General features: G+C 74.8%; 4 protein-coding genes. All 4 read right to left on the bottom strand.

Annotated elements, in window-relative coordinates:
• Positions 1-243: 243 nt before the first annotated feature.
• The 4 genes from ABZX11_RS10485 to ABZX11_RS10470 all read right to left on the bottom strand — a co-directional run bounded on the left by ABZX11_RS10485 (position 244) and on the right by ABZX11_RS10470 (position 23226).
• On the bottom strand, positions 244-1050 hold the full coding sequence (locus tag ABZX11_RS10485; protein ID WP_354911779.1) for a hypothetical protein: 807 nt from the start codon (positions 1048-1050) through the stop codon (positions 244-246).
• Between the two features lie 83 nt (positions 1051-1133).
• Positions 1134-2333, bottom strand: coding sequence for a cytochrome P450 (locus ABZX11_RS10480; protein WP_354911776.1), 1200 nt, complete (start codon positions 2331-2333; stop codon positions 1134-1136).
• Positions 2330-3583 carry an MFS transporter gene (locus ABZX11_RS10475; RefSeq protein ID WP_176176528.1) on the bottom strand — a complete coding sequence of 418 codons (1254 nt, stop codon included), beginning with the start codon at positions 3581-3583 and terminating at the stop codon, positions 2330-2332. The genes ABZX11_RS10480 and ABZX11_RS10475 overlap by 4 nt, the downstream gene beginning before the upstream one ends.
• Entirely contained in the window at positions 3580-23226 is a 19647-nt protein-coding gene (locus ABZX11_RS10470) for a non-ribosomal peptide synthase/polyketide synthase (protein ID WP_354911773.1), read from the bottom strand. The genes ABZX11_RS10475 and ABZX11_RS10470 overlap by 4 nt, the downstream gene beginning before the upstream one ends.
• Positions 23227-23282 lie beyond the last annotated feature (56 nt).

Genomic DNA, 23282 nt, shown 5'->3' with positions numbered 1-23282 from the left:
GCCTCGCGTCGCCCCCTCGGCCGGGGAGAGACCGAGCCTGCGTGCACCCGTTCGAACCAAGGGCAGGCCACCCCGGCCCCGAACACCCGCCGGGCAAGCCTCGCATCGCCACCCATCCGCCGGGAGAGGCCGCGTCCGCGATCACTTCCGGCGCGAACTCCCGCCGGGCGTCGCCCGTTCCGGCCGTTGGCAGGCCGGTGCCCGCGCCCCGTGATCACCTCGGGGCGCGGGTACCGGTCCGGCTCAGTGGGACTTCTGCTGGCCGCGGCCCGCGGGCGCGCGGCCGTTCGCACCCTCGGCGGCCTTGGCCGCCTGCTGGGCCGGCTTCTCGGCCGGCGTCGGCTTGGCCGGAGCCGGCTTGGCCGCCGGCTGCGAAGCCGGAGCCGAGCCAGAAGCCGCGCCCGAGCCCGAAGCCGAGCCCGAGCCCGAAGCCGGGGCCGAGCCCGAAGCCGGCGTCGGAGCGGCAGCCGTCGTCGGAGCCGAAGGCGGGGTCGGCTTGGCCTCCGGCTGGGCCGACGCGTCCTCGGCCAGCGGGTTCGGCCGCCGGATCTTGGTCACCGTCACGATCGCCGCCGCCAGTGCTCCCAGCGCCAGGAACCACGGCCAGCGAGCCCGCTTCGAACGCTCGCCGCGGGCCACGCTCTTGGCCTCCTGGAGCGCCACCGCCAGGTCGCGCTTGGCCGTCGCCACCGCCTTGCGGCGGCTGCGGCCCGACTCGCCCGCCGAACCCACCACCGTGGCCACCGCCTGGGCCGCCTTGCGGCCCGGGTCGCGCAGCTTCGCCGCGCGGGCGAGGACCTCGTCGCGGGCCGCGCCGGAGTGGGTCAGCACGTCACGGCGGGACGACCGGGTGCTCTTGTCGAAGTCCTTGCTCGCCGCCCGGCCGACCTTCGCGAGTTCGTCCTTGCCTTCGGCCAGCTTCCGGTCGGTGATTTCGACCGCCCGTGCGGCCGCGGCCGCACCCACCCGCGCGGCCTCCGCGGCGAGGTCCCGTACGCCGGCCGCCGCCGTCTTCACCGATCGCCCGACCGGGGCGTCGCCCTGGCTCATGTGATCACCTCTCACTCGTCGCAGCAGGCATCACCTGCTCACCTCACCTCCATGGGCTACCCAGCGAGAGCGCATCCGGAACATCAGGCCTGTTCCACGTCCAGCGCCAGGTGCCGGACGCTCACGATGACCGCCGGGTTCTGGAACTCCACCGGCACGCCCGGCGCGACCGCCAGGTCCCGGTACCGCGAGAAGAGCACCTCGAACGCGATCCGGCCCTCCAGGCGCGCCAGCGGCGCGCCGAAGCAGAAGTGGATCCCGTGGCCGAACGTCAGGTGCGGGTTGGGGCTCCGCCCCGGCTCGAACACGTCCGGCCGCTCGAACAACGCCGGGTCGCGGTTGGCCGAGGCCAGGTCCGCCATCACGATCGCGTTCTCCGGGATCCGGTGGCCGCCCAGCTCGACCTCCCGGGTCGTCCGGCGGCCCAGCTCGGGGAACGGCGGCAGCATCCGGAGCACCTCCTCCAGCGCCGCCGGCAGGCGCTCCGGCGCACTCCGCAGGGCCGCCGCCTCGGCCGGGTTCCGGTCGAACGTCAGCACGGCGTTCCCCAGCAACGCCGTCGTCGTGATGTGCCCGGCGATCAGCAGCAGCGCGACGAACCCGACGATCTCCTGGTCCTCGAGCCGCTCGCCGTTGAACTCCGCCTCCACCAGCCTGCTCGTCAGGCCCGGGCCGGGGTGGGCGCGGTGGTGGCGGATGTGGTCGAGGATGTAGGCGTTCATCTCGCGGATCGTCGGCGCGATCGCGTCCAGCGCGCGCTGGATGTCCGCCATGTCGGCCGATTCGCCCAGCTGGTCGCCGCTGAACAGGACCTGGGCCCAGCGGGTGAACAGCGGGCGGTCCGCCACCGGCACGCCGAGCAGCTCCGCGATCACGATGATCGGCAGCGGGTACGCCAGCGCGTCGACCACGTCGAAGCGGGACGTCCCGGCCACCTCGTCGAGCAGCTCGCCCGCGATGGCCCGGATCCGCGGCTCCAGGCCCGCCACCACCCGCGGGGTGAACGCCTGGCTGACCAGGGTGCGCAGCTTGCGGTGGTCCGGCGGGTCCATCCCGACGAAGTTGCCCTTGCGGAAGGTCTCGAAGTCCTCCTGGACCGGCGTGAGCCCGCTGAAGTCCGACGAGAACGCGGCCGGATCGGACAGCACCCGGGAGACGCCCGGGTGGTCGAGCACCCGCCACGTGCCCGCTTCCTCGTCGTGGTGCACCGGGCCGCTGCGGTCGCGCAGCTCGGCCGCACGCGCCAGCATGCCCTCGAAGGCGAACGATTCCTGGGTGGTCATGACGTCTTCTCCTCGGTGGTCGTCGGCTCGGGTGCGGGCATCAAGGTGTCGGCGCGGGGGAACCGGCGCAGCGTCGGGCTGATCGTGACGACCAGCGTCACCAGTGCGATCCCGGCCGCGCACAGCACGACGGCGCCGGTGCCGGGGAACGCCTGCACGACCAGGCCGCCGAAGGCGGGCCCGGTCGCCGCGGACACGCCGCCGATCACGCCCATCACGCTGGTCAGCCGGCCACGCAGGCGGTCGGGGGTGAGCAGCAGCTGGTAGGTCCCGATGGTCGTGTTGGCGGTCGGCGGCAGCAGGGCCATCGCGACGAACAGCGCGCCCAGCAGGTAGCCGTCGTGGATCACCGCCGCGAGCGGGGTGAGCAGCGTCAGCACCCAGAACACGCTCATGATCGACACGTACGGGCTCAGCCGCCGCTGCAGGTAGGGCGCGATCAGCGACCCCACCACGCCGCCGACGCCGAGCATCGCGGCCATCACGCCGATCTCGCCCGAGGTGACGCCGCGTTGCCGGGCCAGCACGATGATGACGATGTAGTACGCGCTGAAGAAGAAGTTCAGGCTCACCGCGCACGCCACCGTGACCCGCACGTGCCGCTCGCTCCACACCCAGCGCAGTCCCTCCGCCATCTCCCTGCCCAGGTGGCCGCCCTCGGCGGGCTCGGCCGTGCGGCGCGGTGCCCGGACGAAGGTCAGCGCGACCAGCGAAACCAGGTGGACGAGCACGTCGAAGGCGAACGGCACGGCCCGGCCGAGGCCGTAGAGGAACCCGCCGACCGCGGTGCCCGACAGCTGGCCGAGCGCGCCGCGCGCGGAGTTCATCGCCACCGCCGTCGGCAGCTGGGCCGGGGGCACGACGCCGGCCAGCAGCGCGCCCTCGGCCGGGCCGAACAGCGACCGGCAGCAGCCCATCACCGCCGCGACCGCGACGAGGTGGGGCACGCTGACGCGGTCCCACCAGATCGCCGCGACCAGGCTACCCACCGCCACCGCGTACACCGCTTCGCAGCCGAGCAGGATCTTCTTGCGGTCCCACCGGTCCGCCAGCGCGCCCGCGGGCAGCCCGGCGACCAGCTGGGCCATCGCGTCCACGCCGAGGACCAGCCCGGACAGCGCGGGCGAGCCGGTCACCGCCAGCACCAGCAGCGGCAACGCGATCATCGACGCGCTGAACCCGGCCTCGGACAGCGCCTGGCTGCCCCACAGCAGCCGGTAGTCGCGGTTCCGGGACAGCCGCGCGGTCACCGCCGCTCCTTCCGGCGGGCCGGGGCCAGTACGGCGGCGGCGATGCGCCGCAACGCGGCCGCGAAGTCGCGCACCAGCGCCTCGGCGGTCTTCCGGTCGTGGCGGCCGGGCTGGTAGATGAGCGAGAACACCAGCTCGCCGTCCTGGACCGCGCCGACCAGGTCGAGCAGGTGCGGGTGGTGCTCGTCCGGGTCGTGGTCGCGGCCGAGCGAACCGCGGACGGCGGCGTAGAGCCCCTCGGCCGTCGACGCCCCGCCCGAGCCGTCCCACTGGCCGAGGTAGTTGAACGAGATCTGCGGGGTGGCCCCCGCGAGCCGCGCCCGGACGTCCGGGTCGCCGAGGTGGCGGAGGGCGCCGTAGCCGAACCCGTTGCCCGGCACGGCCCGCAGCTGCTTGCGGACGGACTTGACGAGCGCCCGCCAGTCCGGGTCCGCCCCCACACCGTCCGCTGTGGACAGTGCCACCGGGAACAGCGTGGTGAACCAGCCGACGGTCCGGGTGAGGTCGACGCCGTCGAGCACGTCCTCCCGGCCGTGGCCCTCCAGCGCGATCGCCGCGTCCGGGCGGCCGGTCCAGCGGGCCAGCGCCCAGGCCAGCGCGGTGAGCAGGACGTCGTTGACGCGCGTGCGGTAGGCCGCGGGTGCCGAGCGCAGCAGGGCGTCGGTGTCGCTCGCGTCGAGCACCACGGTGACCTCGGCCGTGCCGGTGGCGCCGCCGTCGTGGTCCACCGGCAGTGCGCCCGCCGCGGGCAGGCCGGTCCAGTACGCCAGTTCGTCGTCGAAGCCACCGGCGCGGACGTGCTCGCGCAGGCGGTGCGCCCAGTCCCGGAACGACGTCGTGCGCGGGCCGAGGTCGACCGGGAGGTCCCGGGCGGCCTGGCGGTAGGCGGTGTCGAGGTCGTCGAGCAGGATGCGCCAGGAGACGGCGTCGACCACGACGTGGTGCGCGGCCAGGAACAGCCGCGGCCGCCAGCCCGGATCGGCCGTCACCAGCACCGCCGCGAGCAGCGGACCCCGGGTGAGGTCGAACCCGGCGTGGACCGTGTCGGCGATCCGCTCCAGTGCGGCCGTCCGGTCGGAGTCGGGCACGGCGGTGAGGTCCTCGTGCCGCAGCTGCGGCAGCGGCTCGACGTCGGCGTTGTGCTGCTGCCAGCCCTCTTCGGTCCGTTCGAACCGCATCCGCAGGGCGTCGTGGTGGGTCCACACCGCGGCCAGCGCCGTGCGCAGCGCCCCGGCGTCGAAGCCGTCGGCCAGCTCGACCAGCATCGACTGGTTGAAGTGGTGCGGGTTGACGGTGTGGGTGGCGAAGAACCAGTCCTGGATCGGGGTCAGCGGCACCGGCCCGACGACCGGGCCGTCCGGCTCGGCGGTTTCGGCCACCGCGCCGGCTTCCGGTGCCAGCGCGGCGACCGTCTGGTGCAGGAAGATGTCCTTGGTGGACAGCTGGAGCCCGGCCTGCCGGGCCCGGGACACGACCTGCATGCTGAGGATGGAATCGCCGCCCAGCTCGAAGAAGTTGTCGGCGGTGCCGACCCGGTCCAGGCCGAGGACCTGGGCCCAGATGTCGCAGAGCACGCGCTCGGCCGGGGTCGACGGCTCGACGTGCCGGGCGGCGGGTTCGGTCGCGGCGGCCACCACGGGCAGCGAACGGCGGTCGACCTTGCCGCTCGGGCCGATCGGCAGGGCGGCCAGCTCCTGCAGGGCCGAGGGCACCAGGTGGGCGGGCAGGGAGCGGGCGAGGAATTCACGCAGCTCGCCGGCGCCGACCGGGTCCGTCCCGGGTTCGGTGACGTAGCAGGCGACCAGGCGTTTGTGGCCGGAGCCGTCCTGCTGGACCGCGGCCACCGCGGCGGCCACGCCGGGGTGGCGGGTCAGTGCCGCCTCGGCTTCGCCGAGTTCGATGCGGAAGCCGCGGACCTTGACCTGGTCGTCGGCCCGGCCGGTGAATTCGAGCTGCCCGGCGGCGGTCCACCGGACGACGTCGCCGGTGCGGTACATCCGCTCCCCCGGCGCACCGAACGGGTTGGCGGTGAACCGGTCGGCGGTCAGGCCGGGCCGGTCGAGGTAGCCGCGGGCCAGGCTCGGCCCGGCGACGTACAGCTCGCCCGCCACCCCGATCGGCACGGGCTGGAGCGCGGCGTCGAGCACGTAGCCGCGGGTGTTCGGGATGGGACGGCCGATCGGCGGTGGCGTGCCCGGTGCGAGGGGGTCGCTCCAGGTCGCGACGATCGTCGATTCGGTGGGGCCGTAGGCGTTGATCATCCGCCGTCCGGGGGCCCACCGGTCGACGAGCTCGGGCGGACAGGCGTCCCCGCCGACGACCAGCGTGCGCAGGTCCGGCAGGTCGGTGGCCGGCACGGTGGCGAGCGCCGCGGGCGGGATCAGGGTGTGGGTGATCCGGTGGCCGGCCAGGAACTCGGCCAGGGGTTCGCCGAGCAGCGGTTCCGGCGGGACGACGACGAGCGCGGCACCCGAAGGCAGGGCCAGGCAGAGTTCGAGGATGGAGGCGTCGAAGCTCGGCGAGGAGTAGGCCAGGACGCGGTCGCCTTCGGTGACCTGCAGGTGCTCGGCTTCGGCCGCGGCGAAGGAGGCCAGCCCGGCGTGGGTGACGACCACGCCCTTGGGCCGGCCGGTGGAGCCGGAGGTGTAGATGACGTAGGCGGGGTGCTCCGGCCGCACGGCGACCGGTGAGGCGGCCTCGCCTTCGAACAACCGCGGGTCGTCCAGCGTGAGCACTTCCACGCCGTCCGGCACCGGCGGGGCCAGGCCCTCCAGCGTGAGGACCAGTACCGGCCGGGCGTCCGACAGCATGAACGTGATGCGCTCGATCGGGTAGGTCGGGTCGACCGGGACGAACGCCCCGCCGGCCCGCCACACCGCCAGCTGCGCCACCACGAGCTCCACCGAGCGCGGCAGCGCCAGCGCCACGATCCGCTCCGGGCCGATGCCTCGCTCGGCGAGCAGCCGCGCCAGCCGGGCCGCGCGGGCCTCCAGCTCGGCGTAGGTGAGCGTCTCGCCCGCGATCACCGCCGGCGCGTCCGGTGTCCGCCGCGCGCGGGCCGACACCAGCTCCGGCAGGGTGCGCGGCTCGACCGCGACCGCCGTGTCGTTCCACGTTTCCACGACCTGCTCGCGTTCGGCCGCGCCGAGCAGCGGCAGCCGCGACACCGGACGGCCCGGGTCGTCCGCGACGCCCGCGAGCAGCACGCCCAGGTGGGCGGCCAGGCGGTCGATCGTGGCCGCGTCGAACAGGTCCGTGTTGTAGGTCAGCGCCGCCCGCAGCACGTCCCCGTCCGGCTGGAACTCCAGCGTGAGGTCGAAGTTCGCCGCCGTCGCGGTCTGGGCGATCTCCTCGGTTTCCAGGCCGGGGAGCCGGGTCGTCTCGCGGGGGCTGTTCTGCAGCACCACCATCACCTGGAACAACGGCGTGCGGCTCGGGTCGCGGCCGGGCTGGACGGCGTCGACCACCCGGTCGAACGGCAGGTCCTGGTGGTCGAAGGCCGCGCGCACCCCGGCCGCGACCTCGTCCAGGAACGCCGTGAACGCCAGGTCCGGGCGGACCCGCGAGCGCAGCACCAGCGTGTTGACGAAGAACCCGACCAGGCCTTCGAGCTCCGGGCGCTCCCGGCCGGAGGTGACCGTGCCGACGGCGACGTCGTCCTGCCCCGCCCAGCGGCCCAGCAGCACCTGGCAGGCCGCGACGAGCGTGCTGAACAGGGTCGTCTCGCGCTGCCGGCTCACCTGCTCGAGCCGCGCGGTCACCGCGGCAGGGACGACGATCTCGCGGGTCGCGCCGCGGGTGGTGCGCACCGGCGGCCGGGGCCGGTCGGTGGGCAGCTCCAGCGGGGTGAGGTCGCGCAGGCGCTCGGTCCAGTACTCGGTCTGGCCGGCCAGGACCCGCTCGGCGAGGCGGCCGCGCTGCCAGGCCGCGAAGTCCGCGTACTGCACCGGCAGCGGCGGCAGGTCCGCCGGTTCGCCGCGCAACGCCGCCGCGTAGCACGCGCCGACCTCCTCGGCGATCAGGCCGTTCGACCAGCCGTCGGTGACGATGTGGTGCACCGCCACGGTGAGCACGTGCTCCCGCGGGGCGAGCCGGATCAGCTTCGCCCGCAGCAGCGGCCCTTCTCTGAGGTCGAAGGGCTGCTCGCCGTCGGCGCGCAGGAGGTCGTCGAGCTCCTCCTCGCCGGCGTCGACGACCGGCAGCGGCACCGGCGACGGCGGGTGCACGAACTGGACGCCGTGGCCGTCGGCCGAGCCGAACGTCGTGCGCAGCGGCTCGTGCCGCTCGACCAGCGCGGTGAACGCCCCGGCCAGCGCGTCGACGTCCAGTTCGCCGCGCAGGCGCACGGCCGAGCTGGTGACGTACTCGGTGCCGCCCGGCTCGAACTCGTCGAGGAACCACAGCCGCTGCTGCGCGAAGGACTGCGGCAGCTCGCCGTCGCGCGGCACGGCCGGGATGGGATCCCGGTCGGTGGCGCCGACGGTTTCGACCGCGGCGGCGAGCCGGGCGACCGTCGGGTGGGCGAAGACCGCCCGCGGCGACAGCGAGACACCGCATTCGGCCAGCAGCCGGGACACCAGGCGGATGCTGAGGATCGAATCGCCGCCCAGTTCGAAGAAGTTGTCCTGGGCACCGACCCGCTCGACGCCGAGCAGCCGTGCCCAGATCCGGGCGACCGCGCGCTCGGTCGCCGTGGCCGGCTCGGCGTACGGCCGTTGCGAGGCGAGCGGGCCGTCCGGAGCGGGCAGCGCCCGGCGGTCGACCTTCCCGTTGCGGTTCAACGGAAGGGCGGGCAGCACCAGCACCACGGCGGGCACCATGTACTCCGGCAGGGACGCGGCCGCGTGCCCGCGCAGCTCGCCGGGATCGGCGGGCCGCTCGAGGACGACGTGCGCGATCAGGCGCCGGGTGCCCGAGGGATCCCGGTGGACGCTCGCGACCGCCTGGGCGACCGCCGGGTGCGCGGCCAGCACGGCCTCGACCTCGGCCGGCTCGATCCGGAACCCGCGCAGCTTGACCTGGTCGTCGGACCGGCCGAGGAACACGAGCTCGCCGTCGGGTCCGCGCCGGACGACGTCGCCGGTGCGGTACATCCGCTCCCCCGGCGCGCCGAACGGGTCGGGCACGAACCGCTCCGCGGTCAGGCCGGGCCGGCCGAGGTAGCCGCGCGCCAGTCCGGCGCCGGCCAGGCACAGCTCGCCGGGTGCCCCGGCGGGCAACGGACGCAGCTCCGCGTCGAGCACGTACGCGCGCATGCCGTCCAGCGGTCGCCCGATCGGCACCGGCTCGGGCACGGCCTCCCCGGCCATCCGGTACGAAGTCGCAAAGGTGGTCGTCTCGGTGGGGCCGTAGCCGTCGACCACGACGAGACCCGGGCACGCGGCCTGAACCGCCCGCACCACGGCGGGCGGGACGACGTCGCCGCCGGTCCACACCTCGCGCAGGCCGCGCAGGCCGTCCGGGGCGTCCTGGGCGAGCAGCCGGAAGAGGCCGGCGGTCAGCCACGCGGCCGTCACGCCGTGCGCGGACACCGCGCGCCGCAACGCCTCCACGGTCAGGTCCGGCGTGCCGGGCAGCACCGTCGCGCCGCCGGTGAGCAGCGGGACCCACAGCTCGTAGGTGGAGGCGTCGAAAGCCAGCGGCGAGTGCGCGAGCACCCGGGTGTGCGCGCCGCCGGCGAACCGGCCGTCCTGGGCCAGCGCGGTGATGTCGCGGTGGCGCACCGCGACACCCTTGGGCACGCCGGTGGAGCCGGAGGTGTACATGACGTAGGCCAGGTTCTCCGGGTCCACGACCGGGTCGGGCGCGGTGGCGGACCGCTGCTCGCCGACGGTCAGCACCGGTCCACTGTGGACGGCTTCGGCGGTCGCCACCCAGGTGTCGCCGGCCACCACGACCGACACGCCCGCTTCGGCGAGCACGGCCCGCAGCCGCTCGTGCGGTGCCCGGGTGTCCAGCGGCACGTAGGCCGCGCCGGCCTTGAGCACGGCGAGCTCGGCGACGACGTGGTCCACCGACGGTTCGAGCAGCAGCCCGATCCGGTCCTCGACGGCGACGCCGAGCCCGGCCAGCCGCCCGGCCAGGTGGTTCGCCCGCTCGTCGAGCCCGGCGTAGGTCAGCGTCCGGTCGACGGCGAGCACGGCCGGGTCGTCCGGGTGCCGCCGCACCCGGTCGGCGAACAGCGCGGGCACCGTCGACGGCACGCCCGCGGCACCCGGGCCGTGGGCGTCGGCCAGCACGCGGGCGCGTTCGGCGGTGCCGGTCCACGGCACCCGGGCCAGCGGCCGGTCCGGGTCCGCGGTGACGGCGTCGAGCAGGTGGACCAGCCGGTCCGCCACGGCCGCCGTGGTGACGGCGTCGAACAGCGCCGGGTCGTAGGCGAGGTCGAGCACGAGACCGTCGTCCAGGGACGCCCGCAGGCACAGCGGGAAGTTCGTGGCGTCGGCCGAGGAGACCTCGACGACCCGGGGCGCCCCCGCGGTGGCGGGCTCGCTGATCGGGTAGTTCTCGAACACGACCATGCTGTCGAACAGGTTCTGCCCCGCGGGGACGTCGCTGAGCGGGCGCAGCCGGGCCAGCGAGACGAAGTCGTGGTCGCGGGCCTCGCTCTGGGCCGCCTGCAGCCGCCGGAGCCACCGCGCGACCGGCTGGCCGCCGTCCACGCGGACGCGGGTGGGGACGGTGTTGATGAACAGCCCGATCATCGTCTCGACCCCGGGCAGGTCCGCCGGGCGGCCGGACACCGTGGTGCCGAAGACGACGTCCCGGTCGCCGGAGAGCATGGCCAGCAGCAGCGCCCAGCCGCCCTGCACCACGGTGTTGACGGTGAGGCCGTGGTTCCGGGCGAACTCGCGCAGCCGCAGCGTCGCGGCCGGCGGCAGCTCGAGCCGGACCGAATCGGTGGACCGGGACTGGTGGGCTTCGGACGGCGGGCGGTCGTAGGGCAACGCGGTCGGTGCGTCGAAGCCGGCCAGGGTGTCCCGCCAGAACCGGTCGGCGGCGGCCTGGTCGCGGCCGGCGAGCCAGCCGAGGTAGTCCCGGTACGGGCGCCGGGCGAGGAGTGCGGGCCGGACACCCGCGGTCGCGGCGGCGTACTCCTCGCAGGCCTCGGCGAAGACCTGCGCCGAGCTCCAGCCGTCGAACAGGACGTGGTGCGAGGTCCAGATCAGGTCGACCTCGTCGCCGGGCCGGGCCGCGATCGTCAGGCGGGTCAGCGGCGTCCGGGTCAGGTCGAACGGGACGGCCCGGTCTGCCGCCAGTGCCTCCGCCAGTGCGGCTTCCCGCTCCGCGTGGCCGAGGTCGCGCCAGTCGTGGTGCACGACCGGCAGGGTGGCGGTGCGGGCCACCACCTGCACGGGTTCTTCGACACCGGTCCAGACGAGCCGCGTGCGCAGCACCGGCGTCCGGTCCACGACCCGCTGCCACGCCGCCGCGAGGGCGACCGGGTCGGTGACGCCGGCGAGCCGGATCCGGACCTGCTCGAAGTAGGCCGGGGAGCCGGCGTCGACCAGGGTGTGGAACACCATCCCGGCCTGCAGCGGGGTGAGCGGGTAGACGTCCTCGACCGCGCCGCCGTCGCCGACCAGCGCGTCCACTCCTGCCTGGTCGAGGCCGGCCAGCGGGAAGTCCGACGGCGTGCGGCCGCCGGCGCCCGGGGTGGCGCAGTGGGCGGCGATCTCGCGCAGCGCCGTGAGGACCTGCTCGGCGAGCCCGCGCACGGTGTGCTCGTGGTGGACGCCGGGCGCGTAGGTCCAGGCCAGTTCGAGCCGGCCGCCGTCGACGATGCCCACCACGTCGAGCAAAGCCGTGCGCGGCCGCTCGGGGTCGATGTCGGCGCCGAGGTCGCCGCCGAAGCCGCGGTACAGCCCCTCGGCGTCACCGCCGGTGGTCCACTGGCCGTGGTAGTTCAGGGAGATCTGCGGCACCGGGTCGTCGTGCCGTCGCAGCGATCCGTAGCCGAGACCCTTGCCGGGGACGGCCCGCAGCTGCTCCTTGACGGCCTTCAGGGTCGGTCCCCAGTCTTCGCTCGCGGGGAGGGTGAGCGCGACCGGGTACTCGGCGGTGAACCAGCCGACCGTGCGCGAGAGGTCGAGGTCGTCGAAGATCTCCTCGCGGCCGTGGCCTTCCAGGGAGATCAGCACGCGGTCTCGGCCGGTCCACCGGGCCAGCACCCGGCCGAGCGCGCTGAGCAGGACGTCGTTGACCTGCGTGCGGTAGACCTCCGGCACCTGGTGCAGCAGGGCGTCGGTGGTCTCGGCGTCCAGGCCGACGGTCACCGTGCGGGCGCTTCCCGCGGTGTTCTCCCCGGCCGCGTCCACCGGCAGGGCGGGGTCGACGCCGTCGAGCGCTTCGGTCCAGTACGGCAGTTCGGCGGCGAAGCTGTGCCCGGCGAGGCGGTCCGCCCAGCGCAGGAAGCTCGCCGGGGCCGGGCCGAGGTCGACCGGCTGCCCGGCGGCCACCTGCCGGTAGGCGGTCTCGAGCTCGTCCAGCAGGATCCGCCAGGACACGCCGTCGATCACCAGGTGGTGCACCACCAGCAACAGCCGGGGCGGCTGTCCGGGGGTGGTGATCAGCACGGGGGCGACGAGCGGGCCGTCCCCGACCTTCAGCGTGGCACGGGCTTCGGCCGCGACCGCGGCGATGTCCACAGTGTCCATTTCGGACACCCGCCGCAGGGCCGGGAGTGCGGCGCCGGGCCGGAACTCCTGCCGTCCGTCGCCGGTGAACCGGGTGCGCAGGGCGTCGTGGCGGGCCAGCACCGCACCCAACGCGGTTTCGAGTGCGGGGATCGAGACGCACCTGTCGAGCTCGGCGAGCGTGGACATCGTGAAGTGGTCGTGGCCGCCGGTTTCGAAGAACCACCGCTGGATCGGCGTGAGGGGCGCCGAGCCGGTGAAGGCGGCTTCGGGTTCGGCGGACGGCTCCGCGGCGACGAGCGCGAGTTCGGCGATGCTCTGGTGGCGGAAGACGTCACGGGAGGTCAGCCGCAGGCCGCGGCGCCGGGCGCGGGAGACGACCTGGATGCTGAGGATGGAGTCCCCGCCGAGTGCGAAGAAGTTGTCGTCGGTACCCGGCTCTTCGATGCCGAGGACGTCCGCCCAGATCTCCGCGAGCAGCCGTTCGGTGCCGGTCCGCGGCGCGGTCCGGCCCTCGGCGGGCGCCGGGTGGGCGGCGGGCGCGGGCAGCGCCCGGCGGTCCACCTTGCCGCTGGTGGCCAGCGGCAGCCGGTCCAGGGGCACGAACACCGACGGCACCAGGTGGTCGGGCAGGGTTTCCTTCAGCGCGGTCCGCAGCCGCATCGGATCCGCCGCGGCACCGGGGACGACGTAGGCGACCAGGCGGCCGTCCCGGGCGACGACCACCGTGTCGGCGACTTCCGGCAGGGCGCGCAGGGCCGCCTCGACCTCGCCGGGCTCTATGCGGAAGCCGCGGATCTTGACCTGGTCGTCGGCGCGGCCGAGGTACTCCAGGTGCCCTTCGGCGGTCCAGCGGGCGCGGTCGCCGGTGGTGTACATGCGGCTGCCGGGCGGCCCGAACGGGTTGGCGCGGAAGCGATCCGCCGTCAGCCCGGGCCGGTTCAGGTAGCCGCGGGCCAGCTGGACGCCGGCCAGGTACAGCTCGCCCGGCACGCCGATCGGGGCCGGGCGCAGCCGGTCGTCGAGGACGTAGGCCCGCACGTTCCCGAGCGGGCGGCCGATCACTTCGCGCGCGGTCTCCCCGATCCGGCAGAGGGCCGCGTCGACCGTGCACTCGGTCGGGCCGTAGAGGTTGAACGCCGTGACGCCGTCGTGGTCGCTCAGGTCGCGCCACAGTGCCTCGCCGACGGCTTCGCCGCCGAGCAGCAGCACCGACGGCCCGTGGTCGCCGAACCCGGTGTCCAGCAGGTGCCGGACGAACGACGGTGTCGAGTTGACCAGGTCGATCCGGTGCTCGGTGACGTACCGGGCGAGCAGGGCCGGGTCGAGCCGGGTGTCGGCGCCGATCACGTGCAGTTCGTGCCCGGCGGTGAGCGCCAGCAGCACGGCTTCCCAGGACGCGTCGAAGGTGAACGCGGCGGTCAGCGCGACCCGCAACCGGTCCTTCCCGGCCGCGGCGGTGAACCGGTCGGCGTGGTCGACGGCGAAGTTCGCGAGCGCGCGGTGGGTGACGAGGACGCCCTTCGGCGTTCCGGTGGAGCCGGAGGTGTAGATCGCGTAGGCGACCTGGTCCGGGGTGATCGGGGTGCGGAGGTTCGCGTCGGTTCCGTCCGCGGCCACCACCGGTTCGGTGAGCACGAGGACGGGCCGGGCGTCGGCCAGCAGCGCGTCCCGCCGCCGGGCGGGCAGCTCCGGGTCCAGGGGCAGGTAGCCGGCGCCGGCCTTGAGGACGGCGAGCAGGGTGACGACCTGTTCGGCCGAGCGCGGCAGGGCGACGGCGACCAGGCGCTCGGGCCCGGCACCGCGGCCGATCAGGACGCGGGCGATCCGGTTGGCCCGCGTGTTCAGCTCGGCGAAGGTCAGGGTCGTGCCGCCGGAGACCACCGCGGTCGCGTGCGGGGTCCGGGCGGCCTGCGCCTCGAACAGCCCGACGACTCCTGCGGCAGGCTCCGGCCGCTCGGTGGCGTTCCACGCCGTGACGACCCGGTCGTGTTCGGCCGCGGGCAGCGGCAGGGTGTCGACGGGCCGGTCCGGGTCGGCCACGACGGCGGTGAGCAGGACCGTGAGGTGCTCGGCGAACCGCTGCACGGTGGCCGCGTCGAACAGGTCCGTGTTGTAGTTCAGCAGGCCCCGCAGGCCGTCCGCGCGTTCCTCGAACTCGACGCTGAGGTCGAACCCGGCGGTCGTCATCGGCAGCGCCAGCTCGGTCGCGGTGAGCCCGGCGAGCGCGGGCAGGTGGGTGCCGGCGTTCTGCAGCGTGACCATGACCTCGAACAGCGGGGTGCGGCTGGGGTCGCGGTCGGGGCTCAGCTCGTCGACGATCCGCTCGAACGGCACGTCTTGGTGGGCGAAGGCGTCCAGGACGGTCCGGCGGACCGCGCCGAGCAGCTCGCCGAAGCCCCGGCGGCCGTCCACCCGGGACCGGAGGACGACGGTGTTGACGAAGAGGCCGACCAGGTCCTGGACGCCCGCCTGGTCGCGGCCCGAGGTGACCGTGCCGACCGCGACGTCGTCCTGGGCCGACCAGCGGCGCAGCACGAGCTGGCAGGCCGCGACCAGGGCCGTGAACAGCGTGGTGTCCCGGTCGTGGCTCAGCCGGCGCAGGCCCGCGAGGGCTTCCGCGCCGAGGGTGAACTCGTGTTCGGCGCCGTTCGACGTCCGGGTGGCCGGGCGCGGGCGGTCGGTGGGCAGGTCCAGCGGGCGCAGGCCGTCGAGTTCGCGGCGCCAGAAGCCGAGCTGTGCGGCCAGGAAGTCGCCGGTCAGGCGCTCCCGCTGCCAGGCGGCGAAGTCGGCGTACTGGATCGGCAACGCGGGCAGCTCGGCCCGTTCGTCGCCGTAGAGGGTGGCCAGTTCGCCGACCAGGACGCCCATCGACCAGCCGTCGGTGATGATGTGGTGCAGGGCCAGCACCAGCGCGTGCTCGTCCGGGGCCAGGCGGACCAGCCGCGCCCGGAGCAGCGGGCCGCGGGCCAGGTCGAACGGCCGCGCGAGGTCCTCGGCCAGCAGCCGCCGCAGCTCCTCCGGGCCGGAAACCCCGGTGACCGGCAGCGCAAGCTGCCACGGCTCCCCCACGACCTGGCGGGGACGGCCGTCGACGGCCGGGAACGTGGTGCGCAGCGACTCGTGCCGGGCGATCAGCGTGGTGAGCGCCCTGGCGAGCGCGTCCGGGCGCAGGTCGCCGTGCAGCCGCACGCCGAAGACCGTGACGTGGTCGGTGCTGCCGGGGGCGAAGTCGTCGAGGAACCACAGGCGCTGCTGGCCGAACGACAGCGGCAGCTCGCCGTCGCGGGCCACCGGGGTGATCGCCGCGGGCCGCGCGGTCGCGGACGCGGACGGCAGCGCGGCGGCCAGCGCGGCCACCGTCGGGTGGTCGAACACCGTCCGCGGGGACACGTCGACGCCGAACGCCTCGCGCAGCGCCGAGGTGAACCGGATGCTGAGGATGGAGTCCCCGCCCAGCTCGAAGAAGTGGCCGTCGGCCCCGACGCGGTCCAGGCCGAGGGTGGCGGCCAGTACCGCCGCGACCGTCCGCTCGGTCTCGGTGCGCGGCTCGGCGAAGCTCCCGGCCTCCGTCGCGGCGGGTGCCGGCAGCGCCCGCTGGTCGAGCTTGCCGTTGCGGGTCAACGGGAGCTCGTCGAGCAGGACGAACGCCGAAGGCACCATGTACTCCGGCAGCGACCGGCCCAGGTGCTCGCGCAGCCGGGCCGGGCTCGGCGGGGCGTCCGGGCCGGCCGGGACGACGTAGGCGACCAGCCGCTTGCGGCCGGGTTCGTCCTCGCGGGCCAGCACCGCCGCCGAGCCGACGTCCGGCAGGGCGAGCAGGCCGGCCTCGATCTCGCCCGGTTCGATCCGGAAGCCGCGGATCTTGACCTGCTGGTCGGCGCGGCCGTGGTAGCGCAGGCCGCCGTCGCGCGTGCGGGACACCCGGTCACCCGACCGGTACATCCGGGAGCCGGGCGGGCCGAAGGGATCGGCGACGAACCGGGCCGCGGTCAGCCCGGGACGGCCCAGGTAGCCGCGCGCCAGGCCGTCGCCGGCCACGTACAGCTCGCCGGGCACCCCGGCCGGGACCGGGTTCAGGTCGGTGTCGAGGACGTACCCGGCCAGGTCGGGCAGCACGGTGCCGATGCCACCAGGACTGTCTCCATCGGACTCAAGATCGAACTCGGTGACGTGCACGGTGGTTTCGGTGATGCCGTACATGTTCACCAGCCGCGGCGCGCGGTCGCCGTGGCGGGCGAACCAGCCGGCGAGCCGGCGCGTGTCCAGTGCCTCGCCGCCGAAGACCACATACCGCAGCGCAAGCTGGGCGCCGGGGTCGTCCTCGTCGGCCCGGACGAGCTGGTAGAACGCCGACGGCGTCTGGTTGAGCACGGTGACGCGCTCTTCGGCCAGCAGGCGCAGGAACTCCCGCGGCGAGCGGGACACCGCGTGCGGCACGACGACGAGCCGGCCGCCGTGCAGCAGCGGGCCCCAGATCTCCCACACGGAGAAGTCGAAGGCGTAGGAGTGGAACAGCGTCCAGACGTCGCCGGAGCCGAAGCCGAAGCGCGCGGTGGCGGCGAACAGGCGGGTGACGTTGCGGTGCGGGATCACCACGCCCTTGGGCAGCCCGGTGGAACCCGAGGTGTAGATGACGTAGGCCGGGTGGTCCGGGGTGCAGCGCAGCGGCGGATCGGTGTCCGGGCCGGTGGGCACGTCGACGTCTTCGGGGCCGAGGACGGCGACGGGATCGGTGTCGGCGAGCATCCGCTCGACGCGTCCGTCCGGGGTGGCCGGGTCGATCGGCAGGTAGGCGGCCCCGGCCTTGAGCACGGCGAGCACGGCGACGACCTGCTCGGGTGAGCGCGGCAGGCGCAGCGCGACGAACCGTTCGGGCCCGGCGCCGAGCGCGATCAGCCGGTGGGCCAGGCGGTTCGCCCGCGCGTTCAGCTCCGCGTAGGTGAGCCCGGTGCCATCGGCGGTGAGCGCGACCGCGTCCGGGCGCGCGGCCACCTGGGCGGCGAACAGCTCGGTGATGGTCGGCGCGGGCAGCGACACCGGAGGCGCCGCGACCAGCCGCGCGCGGTCCTCTGTGGACAGCCAGGGCAGCCGGGCGATCGGGCGGTCCGGGTTTTCGGCCAGCCCGAGCAGCAGGGTCTCCAGCCGGGCGGCCAGCGCGGCGGCGGTGTCCTCGTCGAACAGCGCCGGGTCGGTGCCCAGCTCGAAGCCGAGGCGGCGATCGACGTAGGCGCGCAGGGTGACCGGGAACGTGGTGGCGTCGAGCGCGGTCACCTCCCGCAGGGTGACCCCCGCCTGGGCGGCGGCGTTCTCGTCGAACGGGTAGTTCTCGAACGCGACCATGCTGTCGAACAGGTTCTCCCCGGCCGGGACGGCGCTGAGGGCGCGCAGCCTGCCGAGCGCGAGGAAGTCGTGGCGGCGGGCCTGGTTCTGCTCGTCTTGCAGCCGCCGCAGCCACGGCAGCAGCGCCTCTGCCGTGTCGACCTGCACGCGCGTCGGGACGGTGTTGATGAACATCCCGATCATGGTTTCCACGCCCGGCAGGTCGTCGGGGCGGCCGGACACGGTGGTGCCGAACACGACGTCGGACTCGCCGCTGGAGTGGGCCAGCAGCAGCGCCCACGCGCCCTGCACGAGGGTGTTGACGGTCAGGCCGTGCCGCCGGGCCACCTCCCGCAGCCGGTCGGTGTCCCCCGTGGACAGTGCCACCCGGATCGTCCGCGACGAGCGGGTCCGGTGCGCGCTGGCCGGCGGCCGGTCCCACGGCAGCGGGGTCGGAGCGGCGAAACCGGAAAGCACGCTGCGCCAGTGGTCTTCGGCCGCGGCGAGGTCCTGGGCGGCGAGCCAGCCGAGGTAGTCGCGGAAGGGCCGGTGGGCGGGCACCCGCGGGACCCGGTGCTCGGTGAGGGCGGCGTACTGCTCGCACACCTCGGTGAAGAGCTGGGCCAGGCTCCAGCCGTCGAGCACGATGTGGTGCGAGGTCCACATCAGCAGCACGCGGTCGTGGGTGAGCGCGACGATCGCGAGCCGCATCAGCGGCGCGGTGGTGAGGTCCAGGCCGGTGGCCGCGTCCTCGGCCGAAAGCCGCTCCAGCTGTTCGGCCTGCTCGGCCTCGGACAGGCCACGCCAGTCGTGGCGGGCGACCGGGACGACCGCCCGGTGCCGCACGAGCTGCAGTGGTTCTTCGACACCCTCCCAGACCAGTTCGGTGCGCAGCACCGGGGTGCGGTCGGCGACCTGCTGCCAGGCGACCGCGAACGCGTCCGGGTCGCGGACGCCGTCCAGGAGCATCCGGGCCTGGTCGACGTAGGCGTCGGTGTTCCCGGCGTCCAGCAGGCTGTGGAACAGCATGCCCGCCTGCAGCGGCGTCAGCGGGTAGACGTCGTCGACGTCCCGGCCGTCGCCGACCAGGCGGTCCACCCCGGCCTGGTCGAGGCGGGCCAGCGGGAAGTCCGACGGCGTGCGGCCGCCGCTGCCCGGGTGCGCGCAGTGGGCGACGATCTCGCGCAGCGCCGTCAGCATCGCCTCGGCCAGCTCGCGGACCGTGGTTTCGTCGTTGACCTGGTCGGAGTAGGACCAGGTGAGCGACAGCGCGCCGGCTTCGACGACGCCGGTCACGTCCAGCTGGTAGGTGCTCGCCTCGCCGGGGGCGATGTCGGCGCCCGGGCTGTCGTGCCGTCCCCGGAACAGGCTGGCCGCGCCGGCCTGGGCGTCCCAGCGGCCGTGGTAGTTGAAGCAGATCTGCGGCAGCGGGAACGCCTGCAGCGCGTGGCCCGGCGCGCCGGGCTCGCCGAGGTAGCGCAGGGCCTCGTAGCTCAGGCCGCGGCGCGGGACGGCCCGCAGCTGTTCCTTGACCGCCTTGAGGGTGGCACCCCAGTCCCCCGACGGCGGCAGGTCGAGCGCCACCGGGAACTGCGTGGTGAACCAGCCGGCCGTGCGCGAGAGGTCGACACCGTCGAGGACGTCCTCGCGGCCGTGCCCTTCCAGCGCGACCAGGACGCCGTCGTCCCCCGTGCGGTCGGCCAGCGCGCGCCCGAGCGCGCTCAGCAGCACGTCGTTGACCTGGGTGCGGTAGGCCGCGGGAACGCGGTGCAGCAGCGCGTCGGTGTCTTCGGCGCCGAGGGTGACGGTCAGGGTGCGGGTCGAGCCGGTGGTGCCCGCGCCGGTGCGGTCGGCGGCCAGCGCCGCCGGGACCCGGCGGGCCACCCGCGTCCAGTGCTCGAGGTCGTCGTCGAAACCGCCCGCGCGGACGTGCTGCTCCAGCAGGTGCGCCCACTGGGTGAACGGCGTGGCGGTGGCCGCGAGCCGGACCGGAGCACCGGCCACGACCTGGCCGTAGGCGGTTTCGAGGTCGCCGAGCAGCAGCCGCAGGGACACGCCGTCGGCGACCAGGTGGTGCACGGCCAGGAACAGCAGCGGCGGGCGGGTGCCGCGCAGCAGCAGCGCGGCCCCGGCGAGGGTGCCGGTGGTCAGGTCGAGGCCGGCGCGGACCTGCGCGGCCGCGGCTTCGACGCCGGCGCGCTGCCCGGCGTCGCCGAGCGAGGAGAGGTCCCGGATCCGCAGGACGCCGGTCGGCGCCGTGGGCGTGACCTCCTGCCGCCACCGGCCGTCGACGGTGAAGAACCGGGTGCGCAGGGCGTCGTGGTGCGCGACGACCGCGTCGAGGGCGGTCCGCAACGCCTGCTGGTCGACGTCGGCGGGCAGCTCCAGCAGCTGCGACATGGTGAAGTGGGCCAGCGGCCCGTGGGTGGCGAAGAACCAGTGCTGGATCGGGGTGAGCGGCGCGGGGCCGGCGACCGGCCCGGCGGCCGGGGCGTGCACCGCGGCCGTCTGCACCGCGGTCGCGAGCCCGGCGATGGTCTGGTGCAGGAAGATGTCCCGCGAGGTCAGCCGCAGGCCTGCCTGGCGGGCCTGGGCGACCACCTGGATGGACAGGATCGAGTCGCCGCCGAGGCCGAAGAAGTTGTCCTCGACGCCGATGCGGTCGTTGCCGAGCACCTCGGACCAGATCGCCACCAGCTGGTGTTCGATCGCGGTCCGCGCGGGGACGTAGGCCGGGCCGCCGCCGGCCGGGACGTCAGGCGCCGGGAGGGCGCGGCGGTCGACCTTGCCCTGCGGGGTCAGCGGGATCGCGTCGACCGGGACGAACGCCGAGGGCACCAGGTAGTCCGGCAGGGTGGCCCGCAGGGCGGTCCGCAGCCCGTCCGGGGTGGCTTCCCCGACGACGTAGGCGACCAGCCGGGCGTGCCCGCCGTCGGGCCGGTGGGCCACGACGACGGCCGCGGTGACGCCGGGCAAGCGGACCAGCGCGGCCTCGACCTCGCCCGGTTCGACGCGGAAACCGCGGATCTTCACCTGGTCGTCGAGCCGGCCCAGGTACTCCAGCTGCCCGTCGGCGGTCCAGCGGACCCGGTCGCCGGTGCGGTACATCCGCTCGCCCGGCGCGCCGAAGGGGTTCGCGACGAAGCTGCCGGCGGTCCGGCCCGGCCGGCCGAGGTAGCCGCGGGCGAGCTGGGCCCCGGCGAGGCACAGCTCGCCGGGCACGCCGGCGGGCACCGGCCGCAGGTCCTGGTCGACGACGTGGGCGCGGGTGTTGGCCAGCGGGCGGCCCAGCACCGGCCGGGCCGTCTCGCCGACCCGGCACGACACGGCGTCCACTGTGTACTCGGTGGGGCCGTAGAAGTTGTGCGCCACGGTGACTTCGGCGGCGGCGAGGTCGCGCCACAGCGTGTCGTCCAGTGCCTCGCCGCCGAGCATGAGGATCTTCGGCCGGTGCCGCGGGTCGGTCAGCAGCCCGGCGGGGATCAGGCGGCGCAGGTAGGTCGGGGTGAGGTCGAGGAAGTCGATCCGGCGCTCGGCGATGTGGTCGACGAGCGCGTGGGCGTCGAGCCGGACGTCGTCGCCGACCAGGTGCAGCTCGTGGCCGTCGGCCATGAGCAGCGGCCCCTCCAGGGACGTGTCGAACGACAGGGTGGCGGTCAGGGCGACCCGCAGCCGCCGCCCGGGCGGAGCGAAGTCGTTGCGGTGGTTGAAGAGCAGGTTGGTGAGGTTGCGGTGCGGGACCGCCACGCCCTTCGGGCGGCCGGTCGACCCGGAGGTGTAGATGACGTAGGCGGTGTTGTCCGGCCGCAGCGGCGCGATCCGGTCGGCGTCGGTGAGGTCGGCGGCCGAGTGGTCCGGGTCCGCCGCGGCGATGTCCGCCGGGCCGAGGACCAGTTCCGCCCCGGAGTCGCGCAGCAGCAGCTCTTTCCGGTCGGCGGGCAGCGCCGGGTCGATCGGCAGGTACACCGCACCGGCCTTCAGCACGGCGAGGAAGGCGATGATCGCCTCGGCGGTGCGCGGGAGGGCGAGCGCCACGACCCGCTCGGGGCCGGCGCCCAGCGTCACGAGGTGACGGGCCAGGCGGTTGGCGAGCGCGTTCAGCTCGGCGAAGCTCAGCGCAACTTCGCCGGCGACGAGCGCGGTCTCGTCCGGGCTGCGCTGGGCCTGCGACTCGAACAGCTCGGTGACGGTGGCCGCGGGGACGTCGAGCGCGGTGTCGTTCCACTCGGTGCGCAGCCGGCGTTCTTCCCCGGCGGTGAGCAGCGGCAGCTCGCCGACCGGGCGGCGGGCGTCGGCGGCGATCGCGGTGAGCAGCACGGTGAGGTGCTCGCCGAGCGCGACGGCGGTCCGCGTGTCGAACAGGTCGGTGTTGTACTCCAGCGAGCCTTCGAGCGCGTCCGCGGCGGGCTGGAATTCGACGGTCAGGTCGAAGTTGGCGGCGCGGCGGGCCACCTCGACCGGCTCGGCGGTCAGCCCGCCGAAGTCGGCGGGCCCGCCCTGGCTGCCGTGCAGCAGGACCATCGCGTCGAACAGCGGCGTGCGGCTGGCGTCGCGGTCGAGGCGCAGGGCTTCGACGAGCTTCTCGAACGGCGCTTCGGCGTGCTCGAAGGACTCCAGCACGGTCGTGCGGACGGCGTCGAGGAAGGCGGTGAACGGCGTTCTTCGGTCCACAGTGGACCTGATGACGACGGTGTCGACGAAGAACCCGACGGTCCGCTGCAGCTCGGGCCGGTTCCGGCCGGAGACGACGGTGCCGACGGCGATGTCGGTGCGGCCGGTGTAGCGGGCGAAGAGCACCTGGCAGGCGGCGACCAGCACGGTGTAGAGCGTGGTGTCGTGGACGCGGGCCAGCTCGGCCAGTCCGGCGGCGGCCTCGGCCGGGACGCGGAAGTGGTGCACGGCACCGGCGGTGGTGCGCACCGCGGGCCGCGGCCGGTCGGACGGCAGGTCGAGGGGTTCGACGCCGGCCAGCTGCGTGGTCCAGTAGGCGAGGTGCCGGTCGAGGGCAGGCCCGGTGAGCCGGTTCCGCTGCCACACGGCGAAATCCGCGTACTGCACGGCCGGTTCGGGCAGGGCGGCGGCCTCCCCGCGGACGGCGGCCGCGTAGAGCGTGCCGAGCTCGCCGACGAGGATGCCCATCGACTCCCCGTCGGTGACGACGTGGTGGGCGGTGACGAGCAGGACGTGGTGTTCCGCGTCGACCCGCACCAGCAGCAGCCGCACCAGCGGCCCGCGGCGCAGGTCGAAGGCCCGGCCGTACTCCGCTTCGAGGACCTCGTCGAGATCGCCGGGCCGCAGCGCGGGATCGGCGGCGAGGTCGACGACCCGCACCGGGATGTCCGGCGCGGGGTGCACGACCTGCACCGGGGTGCCACCGGCATCGTCGATGGTGGTGCGCAGGGCCTCGTGCCGGCTGATGAGCTGCTGCAGCGCCCCGGTGAGCGCGCCGGTGTCCAGCGGCCCGGTCAGCCGCAGCGCGACGGCGCTGTTGTATTCGGCATCCCCCGGCCGGAACTCGTCGAGGAACCACAGCCGCTGCTGCGCGAAGGAGAGAGGCAGGGCCGCCTCCCGCGACGCCCGGCCGATGACATCGGACCGCTCCGCCCGCCCGGCCAGTCGGCGCTTGAGCGTCTCCCGCAGCTCGGCGGGCAACGCATCGATGCGGCTCTTCCTCGAGGTGGTCATGCTTTCGTTCCTCACACGCAAGTCGGAATGGCTGGGTGGCCGGAGGGGTGCGCCGG

This window comes from Amycolatopsis sp. NPDC004169 (assembly GCF_040610315.1).
GTDB lineage: Bacteria > Actinomycetota > Actinomycetes > Mycobacteriales > Pseudonocardiaceae > Amycolatopsis.
This window is presented reverse-complemented; position numbering and strand designations above follow the sequence as displayed.

Excerpts from the sequence above, each read along its gene's own strand:
- ABZX11_RS10485 (WP_354911779.1), bottom strand. The coding sequence starts at position 1,050 with ATGAGCCAGGGCGACGCCCCGGTCGGGCGATCGGTGAAGACGGCGGCG.
- ABZX11_RS10480 (WP_354911776.1), bottom strand. The coding sequence starts at position 2,333 with ATGACCACCCAGGAATCGTTCGCCTTCGAGGGCATGCTGGCGCGTGCG.
- ABZX11_RS10470 (WP_354911773.1), bottom strand. The coding sequence starts at position 23,226 with ATGACCACCTCGAGGAAGAGCCGCATCGATGCGTTGCCCGCCGAGCTG.